9 protein-coding genes are annotated in these 9463 nt (G+C 72.2%); 6 read left to right on the forward strand and 3 right to left on the reverse strand.

Features of this window, described 5'->3' with window-relative positions; genetic code table 11:
- Nucleotides 1-137: 137 nt before the first annotated feature.
- The 3 genes from dnaJ to hemW form a co-directional block, all read right to left on the reverse strand.
- Complete coding sequence (gene dnaJ / locus LCD31_RS26925; RefSeq protein WP_224962657.1) at nucleotides 138-1310, reverse strand: molecular chaperone DnaJ; 1173 nt, start codon at nucleotides 1308-1310, stop codon at nucleotides 138-140.
- A 65-nt stretch (nucleotides 1311-1375) separates the two neighbouring features.
- The gene (gene hrcA, locus LCD31_RS26930) at nucleotides 1376-2398 is read right to left on the reverse strand and encodes a heat-inducible transcriptional repressor HrcA (RefSeq protein ID WP_224962658.1); all 1023 of its coding nucleotides are present in this window, start codon (nucleotides 2396-2398) and stop codon (nucleotides 1376-1378) included.
- A gap of 138 nt (nucleotides 2399-2536) precedes the next feature.
- Nucleotides 2537-3763: a radical SAM family heme chaperone HemW gene (gene hemW / locus LCD31_RS26935; RefSeq protein WP_224962660.1), complete on the reverse strand. Its 1227-nt coding sequence runs from the start codon at nucleotides 3761-3763 to the stop codon at nucleotides 2537-2539.
- Between the two features lie 389 nt (nucleotides 3764-4152).
- On the opposite strand from hemW, the gene LCD31_RS29860 reads away from it, so the two are divergent.
- The 6 genes from LCD31_RS29860 to LCD31_RS26960 all read left to right on the forward strand — a co-directional run bounded on the left by LCD31_RS29860 (nucleotide 4153) and on the right by LCD31_RS26960 (nucleotide 9350).
- A complete protein-coding gene (locus LCD31_RS29860) occupies nucleotides 4153-4242 on the forward strand; it encodes a putative leader peptide (RefSeq protein ID WP_358434363.1) in 90 nt (29 codons plus the stop codon).
- A gap of 126 nt (nucleotides 4243-4368) precedes the next feature.
- Nucleotides 4369-6081, forward strand: a complete 1713-nt coding sequence (locus tag LCD31_RS26940; protein WP_224962662.1) for a nitrite/sulfite reductase — start codon at nucleotides 4369-4371, stop codon at nucleotides 6079-6081.
- Nucleotides 6078-6251 carry a hypothetical protein gene (locus tag LCD31_RS26945; RefSeq protein WP_224962664.1) on the forward strand — a complete coding sequence of 58 codons (174 nt, stop codon included), beginning with the start codon at nucleotides 6078-6080 and terminating at the stop codon, nucleotides 6249-6251. Before LCD31_RS26940 ends, LCD31_RS26945 begins: the two co-directional genes overlap by 4 nt.
- 15 nt (nucleotides 6252-6266) lie before the next feature.
- On the forward strand, nucleotides 6267-7007 hold the full coding sequence (locus LCD31_RS26950; RefSeq protein WP_224962666.1) for a phosphoadenylyl-sulfate reductase: 741 nt from the start codon (nucleotides 6267-6269) through the stop codon (nucleotides 7005-7007).
- A gap of 46 nt (nucleotides 7008-7053) precedes the next feature.
- Entirely contained in the window at nucleotides 7054-8004 is a 951-nt protein-coding gene (cysD, locus tag LCD31_RS26955; protein ID WP_224962668.1) for a sulfate adenylyltransferase subunit CysD, read from the forward strand.
- Nucleotides 8004-9350, forward strand: coding sequence for a sulfate adenylyltransferase subunit 1 (locus tag LCD31_RS26960; protein WP_224962669.1), 1347 nt, complete (start codon nucleotides 8004-8006; stop codon nucleotides 9348-9350). The genes cysD and LCD31_RS26960 overlap by 1 nt, the downstream gene beginning before the upstream one ends.
- Nucleotides 9351-9463 lie beyond the last annotated feature (113 nt).

The raw sequence follows: 9463 nt of genomic DNA on the forward strand, positions 1-9463 counted from the left end.
ATCCGGTGACGCACCGCGCCGGGACGGCGCAGTCCGCGAACACCCGGCGAACCACTCTGACCAGCACTGGTGCCGGGCGAGGCGGTGGACCGCCCCGCCACATCACGATCCGGACTCGGCCCCGTCCGGGAACGGGCTCACTTGTGGCCGAAGGACTTGAAGCGGGAGAAGAGGCCTTGGCGCTGCCCGTTCCCGTTCGCGGTCACCGTCGGCTCCGGCTGCTCCTCGCCGCGCAGCGCCGCGAGCTGCCGCAGCAGTTCGGCCTGCTCATCGTCGAGCCGGGTCGGCACCTGGACGTCGAGGTGCACGTGCAGGTCGCCGTGCCCGCTGACCCGCCCGTTGGAGCGCAGCTTCGGCAGCCCGCGGCCGGTGAGCACGTGCTCGGTGCCGGGCTGGGTGCCGGGTTCGACGGTGAGCTCCTCGGTGCCGTCCAGGGTCTCCAGGGTGAGCACCGTGCCCAGCGCCGCCGCGGTCATCGGCACTTCGACGTTGCAGTGCAGGTCGGCGCCGTCGCGGATGAACCGCTCGTGCGGCAGCTCCTCCACTTCGACGAACAGGTCGCCCGCCGGACCGCCGCCGGGGCCCACTTCGCCCTCACCGGCGAGCCGCACCCGCATGCCGTCGCCGACTCCCGCGGGGATCTTCACGGTGATGGTGCGGCGTTCGCGCACCCGGCCGTCGCCGCCGCACTGCTGGCACGGGTCGGTGATGACCTCGCCGAAGCCGCGGCACACCGGGCAGGGGCGGGAGGTCATGACCTGGCCGAGGAACGACCGCTGCACGGACTGGACCTCGCCGCGGCCACCGCAGGTGTCGCAGGTCGAGGGCGCGCTGCCCGCGCGGGAGCCACCGCCGTCGCAGGAGTCGCACAGCACCGCGGTGTCCACGGTGATGTCCCGGTTCACGCCGCTGGCGCACTCCTCCAGGGTGAGTTCGAGCCGCAGCAGCGCGTCGGATCCGGGCTGGACCCGGCTGCGCGGGCCGCGCCCGCCGCCTCCGCCGCCGGAGCCGCCGAAGAAGGCGTCCATGATGTCGCCGAGACCGCCGAACCCGGCGAACGGGTCGCCACCCATGCCGCCGTCGCCACCGCCCTGCGAGAGCGGGTCGCCGCCGAGGTCCACGACCTGGCGCTTCTTCGGGTCGGACAGCACCTCGTAGGCGGTCGTCACATCGCGGAACCGCTCCTGGGCACCGGCTTCCTGGTTCACGTCGGGATGCAATTCCCGGGCGAGCTTGCGGTACGCGCGCTTGATCTGCTCCGGCGTAGCGTCCTTGGCCACCCCGAGGGTCCCGTAATAGTCCCTGGCCACCTTGTGCGTTCTTCCTCTGCTCGGTCTGCGAGTTCAGCGGGTGGATCCATTCACCCGGTCAGGCGTCAACGGCCTGCCAGGATCTCACCCACGTAAGCGGCAACGGCACGCACCGCCGCCATGGTTCCCGGATAGTCCATCCGGGTGGGGCCGACGACACCCATGCCACCCAGCACCATCCCATGCGTGCCGTAGCCGGTGGACACCACCGAGGTGGTCTGCATCTCCGCGGCCTCGTTCTCCATCCCGATGCGCACCGTCACGGTCCGCGAGTCGCGGGCCGCCGCGAGCAGCTTCAGCACCACGACCTGCTCCTCCAGCGCTTCGAGCACTTGGCGCAGCGAGTTGGGGAAGTCGGTGACGTTGCGGGTCAGGTTGGGGGTGCCGCCGAGCACCATGCGTTCCTCGGGATGTTCCACGAGGGATTCGATGAGCACGCTGGCGACGCGCGTCATGGCGTCGCGCAGTTCGGGCGGTGATTGGTCGGGCAGTTCGGCCACGGCCGCCGAGGCGTCCGCGAGCCGCTTCTCGGTCATCGCCGAGTTCAGCACGTTGCGCATCCGCGCCACGTCGTCGTCGCTGATCACGTCGCCGAGGTCGACCATCCGCTGGTCCACCCGGCCGGTGTCGGTGATGAGCACCAGCATCAGGCGGGCCGGGGTGATGGTGACGACCTCGACGTGGCGCACCGTGGAGCGGGTCAGCGTGGGGTACTGCACGACGGCGACCTGCTGGGTGAGCTGCGCGAGCAGCCGCACGCTGCGGCGCATCACGTCGTCGAGGTCGAGGGCGCCCTCCAGGAAGGCGCCGATGGCCCGCCGCTCGGCCGCGGTGAGCGGTTTGATCTCGTGCAGCCGGTCCACGAACAGCCGGTACCCGGCGTCGGTCGGCACGCGTCCGGCGCTGGTGTGCGGCTGGACGATGAGGCCTTCCTCCTCCAGGGCGGCCATGTCGTTGCGCACGGTGGCGCTGGAGACGCCCAGGTTGTGCCGGTCGACCAGGGCCTTGGACCCGACCGGTTCGTTCGTCGACACGAAGTCGGCCACGATCGCCCGCAGGACCTCGAACCGCCGTTGATCGGCGTTCACCTCGTCACCTCCGCATCACGCCACGCCGCGCACCGCTCGCGGTGCTCGTCACCGTCGAGTTTACGGTCCTCGAACCCGTGTTCCGACGCCGCGAGCCGGGCGGGGCCGCACCCGCCGGGCAGCGGGGTGGGAGAACGGTCACAGCAGGCGCTGGACGACGGCGTCGGCGAGCAGCCTGCCGCGGTCGGTGAGCGCGCAGCGGCCGGCGTCGAGCGCGTCGGCGCGCAGCAGCCCGTCGGCGACGGCCTCCTTCGCGGCGAGCACGCCGTCGGAGGTGAGCGCGGACGTGGGGACGCCTTCGGCGACGCGCAGCTCCAGCATGATCCGCTCGATGCGCCGGTCCTCGTCGTCGAGCAGTTCGCGGGCGTGCGCGGGCGAGCGGCCGTCGGCGAGCAGCGCCGAGTAGCGGGCGGGGTGCTTGACGTTCCACCAGCGCACCCCGCCGACGTGGCTGTGCGCGCCGGGTCCGGCGCCCCACCAGTCGCCGCCCTGCCAGTAGCCGAGGTTGTGCGCGCAGCGCGCGGACTCGCCGGTGGCCCAGTTGGAGACCTCGTACCAGCCCAGCCCGGCGCCGGACAGCGTCGAGTCGATGATCTCGTAGCGGTCGGCGAGCACGTCCTCGTCCGGCATCGGCAGCTCGCCGCGGCGGACCTTGCGGGCCATCGCGGTGCCGTCCTCGACGATCAGCGAGTAGGCGGAGACGTGGTCGACCCCGGCGTCGAGCACCGCGGCCAGCGAGGCGCGCAGGTCGTCGTCGCTCTCACCCGGGGTGCCGTAGATGAGGTCGAGGTTGACGTGCTCGAACCCGGCGGCCCGCGCTTCCTTCGCGGCGTCGGCCGCGCGCCCGGGGGTGTGGTTGCGCTCCAGGACGCGCAGCACGTGCGCGGCGGCGGACTGCATGCCCAGCGACACCCGGTCGTAGCCGCCGTCGCGGAGGGCGGCGAAGAACTCGGGCGAGGTCGATTCGGGATTGGACTCGGTGGTGACCTCCGCGTCGGCGGTGAGCCCGAAGGAGTTCCGGACGGCGGTCACCACGGCCGCGAGCCGGTCGGCGCCGAGCAGTGAGGGGGTGCCGCCGCCGACGAACACGGTCTGCGCGGCGGGCACGGTCCCGCCGCCCGCGGCGAGCACCCGGGCGCCGAGGTCGAGTTCGGCGCGCAGCGCCTCCAGCCAGTCCGCGAAGCCACCGGTGGGGCCGAGCTCGTCGGCGGTGTAGGTGTTGAAGTCGCAGTAGCCGCAGCGGGTGGCGCAGAACGGGACGTGCACGTACACGCCGAACGGCCGCTCGCCGAGCCCGCTCAGGGCGCTGGCGGGCAGTGACCCGTCCGACGGAGCCGGCTCACCCGGCGGAAGCTGCGAAGGCACACCCCCAGTCTCCCAAACCCCGGGACCACCCCGGCCGCGAGCCTTTCCCGCCAGCGCCGAAGCCCCTGAGCCACCAACCACCCACCCAGCGCGACCACCCGCGGGTCATCAGCTGTGGTCGTATCCGTTTCCCGTCAGCGGCGAAGCCGATGAACAGCCGACCACCCGAGCAACAGGACCACCCGCGGGTTCTCAGCTGTTCGCTCGCGAGGACAGCGATTTCTCCTGTGGCGGAGCCACCGGTGAAAACGATCCCGCAGCGAGCGAGCAGCTGAGGTTCCGCCACCGCGCCACCACGAAACACGATCCGCGAACACCGCTTTTTGACCCACGTCTCAGTATTCGGTTGATGTTGGACCACAGGGTGGACGCGTGGCACGCTGGCCGTCATGGGTGCGCCTGCGAAGTTGCTGCTGGTCGCTCGTCGCTACGTGGATCTGCGACGAGTCTCCAGCGCGCTGTGCCGTTCCACGGGCTGATCCCGCCGCTGCGTTCCGAACTGTCCAGTCGGCGCCGGGAGCACGCCGACTGCGAACGCCCCTTCTTCCGTGGGCTCCGCGCGGTGTGGTCGCGAGCGCCTCATCCACCACCACGGAGGTCGGGCCATGGTCCCCCCGACGGAAGCTCAGAGCCGCACCGAGCGCCGCACCCCAGCCCGCAAGGGCAAGACGCGTGGTGAGGGGCAGTGGGCGCTCGGCTACCGGGAGCCGTTGAACGCCAACGAGCGCTCGAAGAAGGACGACAACCCGCTCAACGTCCGCCACCGCATCGAGACGATCTACCAGCACGGCGGTTTCGCGTCGATCGATCCGGCCGACCTGCGCGGCCGGTTCCGCTGGTGGGGCCTGTACACGCAGCGCGCCGAGGGCATTCCGGGCGCGCGCACGGGCACCATCGAGCCGGAGGAGCTCGACGCCTCCTACTTCATGATGCGGGTGCGCGTGGACGGCGGGGCGCTGACCACGGAGCAGCTGCGGGTGATCGGCGAGATCTCGCAGACCTACGCCCGGGACACCGCGGACATCACCGACCGGCAGAACATCCAGCTGCACTGGATCCGGGTCGAGGACGTGCCCACGATCTGGGAGAAGCTGGAGGCGGTGGGCCTCTACACGACGGAGGCGTGCGGGGACTGCCCGCGCGTGCTGCTGGGTTCGCCGGTGGCGGGGGTCGCCGCGGACGAGATCATCGACGCCACCCCGGCGATCAAGGAGATCACCGAGCGCTACATCGGGGACAAGTCGCTGTCCAACCTGCCGCGGAAGTTCAAGACCGCGATCAGCGGGTCGCCGCGCTGGGACACGGTCCCCGAGATCAACGACATCTCGCTGGTCGGCGTGGTGCACCCGGAGCACGGCCCCGGTTTCGACCTGTGGGTCGGCGGCGGGCTGTCGACGAACCCGAAGCTGGCGGTGCGGCTGGGCGCGTGGGTGCCGATCGAGGAGGCCGCCGAGGTCTGGCACGCGGTGACCTCCCTGTTCCGCGACTACGGCTACCGCAGGCTGCGGCACCGGGCCCGGTTGAAGTTCCTGGTGGACGACTGGGGCGCGGAGAAGACGCGGCAGGTCATCGAGGACGAGTACCTGGGCCGCAAGCTGCTGGACGGGCCCGCGCCGGAGACGCCGGGCGGCCACCGCGACCACCTCGGGGTGAACCCGCAGGTCGACGGCAACTTCTACGTGGGCGTGAAGTCGCAGGCGGGCCGGGTCAGCGGGTCGACCCTGGTGGAGATCGCGAAGGCCGCGGAGCGCGTCGGCTCGTCCCGGGTGCGCACCACGGTGGAGCAGAACCTGCTGGTGCTGGACGTGCCGCAGCAGCAGGTCGACGGCCTGGTGTCGGACCTGGCGGGGCTGGGCCTGCACAGCGCCCCGACGCCGTGGCGGCGCAACGTGATGGCGTGCACGGGCATCGAGTTCTGCAAGCTGGCGATCGTCGAGACCAAGCAGCGCGCCATCGACCTGATCGGTGATCTGGAGCAGCGGCTGGCGGACGTGCAGGGCGACGTCCGGGACCCGGTGACGATCAACCTGAACGGCTGCCCGAACGCGTGCGCCCGCACGCAGACCGCGGACATCGGCCTCAAGGGGCAGATGGTGCGCGACGACGAGGGCAACCAGGTGGAGGGCTTCCAGGTGCACCTGGGCGGCGGGCTCGGCCTGGACGCCGGGTTCGGCCGCAAGATCCGCGGGCACAAGGTGACCTCGGCGGACCTCGGCGACTACGTGGAGCGCCTGGTGCGCAACTACCTGGGCCAGCGCACGGACGGCGAGCGCTTCGCCCAGTGGGTGGCGCGGGCCGACGAGGACGCGCTCAAGTGACGTCCGGACCGGAAGGCGGGGCCGCCCCGGAGGGCCGGGCGGTCCCGTTCTACTGCCCGTATTGCGGGGACGAGGAACTGGTTCCGCAGGCCGAACCCGCGGGCGCCTGGAAGTGCGAGGCGTGCCTGCGGGTGTTCACCGTTCGGCTCGTCGGACTGGCGAGCGGCTGAGGAGACGGAGATCCCATGACTGCCGAGACCACCACCACCGACTTCCCCACCGGCCTGGGCGTGCGCCGCAGCGACGAGGAGCTGCGCGCGCTGGTCGAGGAGGCCGCCCCGCGGCTGGCGGAGGCGAGCGCCGAGGAGGCGCTGCGCTGGGCCGCGGACACCTTCGGCGACGGCCTGATCGTCGCCTCGAACATGCAGGACGCGGTGCTGGTGGACCTGGCGGCGAAGGCGCAGCCGGGAGTCGACGTGCTGTTCCTGGAGACCGGCTACCACTTCGCCGAGACGATCGGCACCCGCGACGCGGTCGCCCAGGTCTACGACGTGAACATCGTCGACGCGAAGGCGGAGCAGTCGGTCGCCGAGCAGGACGCCGCGGAGGGCCCGAAGCTGCACGACCGCGACCCGGGCCGCTGCTGCTTCCTGCGCAAGGTGGTGCCGCTGCGCAACACGCTGGCCCGCTACGAGGCGTGGGTGACCGGCGTGCGCCGGGTGGAGGCCCCGACCCGGGCGGGCACGCCGATCGTGACCTGGGACGACCGCAACGGCCTGGTCAAGATCAACCCGATCGCGCCGTGGAGCGACGAGGAGATGGACTCCTACATCGAGCGGCACGGGGTGCTGGTGAACCCGCTGGTGCCCGCCGGCTACCCGTCGATCGGCTGCGCGCCGTGCACGGCGAAGCCCGCGCCGGGTGCCGATCCGCGCAGCGGCCGCTGGGCGGGCACGTCGAAGACCGAATGCGGCCTGCACGGCTGATCACCGCGCAGCGCCCACTGAGCAAGCACACCCGGAGAGGATGGGTATGACCGCCGAGCCGCAGCTCGACCTGCCGCAGGACCCGGTGTCCACGGGGGCACCTCCGCAGGTCGACAACCTGGACGCCTTGGAGTCCGAGGCCATCCACATCTTCCGCGAGGTGGCCGGGGAGTTCGACCGCCCGGTGATCCTGTTCTCCGGTGGCAAGGACTCGACGGTGCTGGTGCACCTGGCGATCAAGGCGTTCCGGCCGGCGCCGGTGCCGTTCCCGCTGCTGCACGTGGACACCGGGCACAACTTCGACGAGGTCATCGAGTTCCGGGACCGGCTCGTGGCGGAGCACGACCTGCGGCTGGTGGTGTCCTCGGTGCAGGACTACATCGACGACGGCAGGCTCGCCGAGCGCCCGGACGGCATCCGCAACCCGCTGCAGACGACGCCGCTGCTGGACGGGATCACCGAGAACAAGTTCGACGCGGTCTTCGGCGGCGGCAGGCGCGACGAGGAGCGGGCGCGGGCGAAGGAGCGCATCTTCAGCCTGCGCAACGCCTTCGGCCAGTGGGACCCGCGGCGGCAGCGCCCGGAGCTGTGGAACCTCTACAACGGCAGGCACCGGCCCGGTGAGCACGTGCGGGTGTTCCCGCTGTCGAACTGGACGGAGCTCGACATCTGGCGCTACATCCAGCGCGAGAAGATCGCCCTGCCGGAGATCTACTACGCGCACCGCCGCCAGGTGCACCTGCGCGACGGCATGTGGCTGACCTCGGGCCCGTGGGGCGGGCCGCGCGAGGGCGAGACCGTCGAGGAGAAGGTCGTGCGGTACCGCACGGTCGGCGACGGCTCGTGCACCGGCGCGGTGGAGTCCGAGGCGTACACGGTGGACGACGTGATCGCGGAGGTCGCCGCGAGCCGGCTCACCGAGCGCGGCGCGACGCGGGCCGACGACCGGATGTCGGAGGCCGCGATGGAGGACCGCAAGCGGGAGGGCTACTTCTGATGACCGAGACCACGACCCGCACCGCACCGGATTCCGGCACCGAGGTGGTGCTGCCGGTGCACACGGACCTGCTGCGGCTGGCCACGGCCGGTTCGGTCGACGACGGGAAGTCGACGCTGGTGGGCAGGCTGCTGCACGACACGAAGTCGGTGCTGGCGGACCAGCTGGACGCGGTGCACCGGGCCAGCGCGGACCGCGGGCTGCAGACCCCGGACCTGTCGCTGCTGGTGGACGGGTTGCGCGCGGAGCGCGAGCAGGGCATCACGATCGACGTGGCCTACCGGTACTTCGCCACGCCGCAGCGGAGCTTCGTGCTGGCCGACACCCCGGGACACGTGCAGTACACCCGCAACACGGTGACCGGCGCGTCGACGGCGCAGCTGGCGATCCTGCTGGTGGACGCGCGCAAGGGCGTCATCGAGCAGACCCGCAGGCACGCGGCGGTGCTGGCGCTGCTCGGCGTGCCGCGGCTGGTGCTGGCCATCAACAAGATCGACATGGTGGACTTCGACGCCGCGGTGCACGAGCGGATCGCCGCCGAGTTCGCCGGGCACGCCCGCGCGCTGGGCTACGCCGACGACGCGGTGCGCACCATCCCGGTGTCGGCGCTGCACGGCGACAACGTGGTGGAGCGCTCGGCGAACACGCCCTGGTACTCGGGCCCGTCCCTGCTGGAGCACCTGGAGACGGTGCCGGTGGCCCCGGACCCGCTCGACGCGCCGTTCCGGATGCCGGTGCAGTACGTGATCCGGCCGCGCACGGCGGAGCACCCGGACTACCGCGGCTACGCGGGCCAGGTCGCGGCCGGCGTGGTGGCGCAGGGCGACGAGGTCGTGGTGCTGCCCGCGGGCATCCGCACCCGGGTGTCCCAGGTGGACACCCCGGACGGTCCGGCGCCGCGGGCGGCGGCGGGGCGTTCGGTGACGCTGCTGCTGGAGGACGACGTGGACCTGTCCCGGGGCGATCTGATCGCCGCCGCGGACTCGGCGCCGCGGGTCACCGACGAGCTCGACGCCACCGTGTGCTGGCTGGCGGAGAAGCCGTTGCAGCCGGGTGCCCGGGTGCTGGTCAAGCACGGCACCCGCACCGTGCAGGCGATGGTGACCGAGCTGTCGGCGCGCTTCGACGAGCAGGAGCTGGTCGCGGTGGACGCCCCGGATTCGCTGGCGCTCAACGAGATCGGCCGGGTCCAGCTGCGCACCGCGGAGCCGCTGCCGATCGACGAGTACGCGGCGTCGCGGCGCACCGGTTCCTTCCTGGTGATCGATCCGGCGGACGGCACCACGCTGGCCGCCGGGCTGATCGGGTTGCCGCTGGCTCCGCTGGCGGCGGCGGTCGCGAGCTGATCCGGTTGGCACCGGCGCTGGTGGCCGTCGCGCACGGCAGCCGGGACCCGCGTTCGGGGGGCCCCCCCCCCCCCCGGGGGGGGGGGGGGGGGGGGGGCCCCCCCCCCCCGGGC

Source organism: Saccharopolyspora sp. 6M (genome assembly GCF_020176775.1).
In the GTDB taxonomy this organism is placed as follows: Bacteria; Actinomycetota; Actinomycetes; order Mycobacteriales; family Pseudonocardiaceae; genus Saccharopolyspora_C; species Saccharopolyspora_C gregorii.

Coding starts and splice junctions, on each gene's coding strand:
- LCD31_RS26960 (WP_224962669.1), top strand. CDS start 8,004: ATGACCGAGACCACGACCCGCACCGCACCGGATTCCGGCACCGAGGTG.
- LCD31_RS29860 (WP_358434363.1), top strand. CDS start 4,153: ATGGGTGCGCCTGCGAAGTTGCTGCTGGTCGCTCGTCGCTACGTGGAT.
- LCD31_RS26940 (WP_224962662.1), top strand. CDS start 4,369: ATGGTCCCCCCGACGGAAGCTCAGAGCCGCACCGAGCGCCGCACCCCA.
- cysD (WP_224962668.1), top strand. CDS start 7,054: ATGACCGCCGAGCCGCAGCTCGACCTGCCGCAGGACCCGGTGTCCACG.
- LCD31_RS26950 (WP_224962666.1), top strand. CDS start 6,267: ATGACTGCCGAGACCACCACCACCGACTTCCCCACCGGCCTGGGCGTG.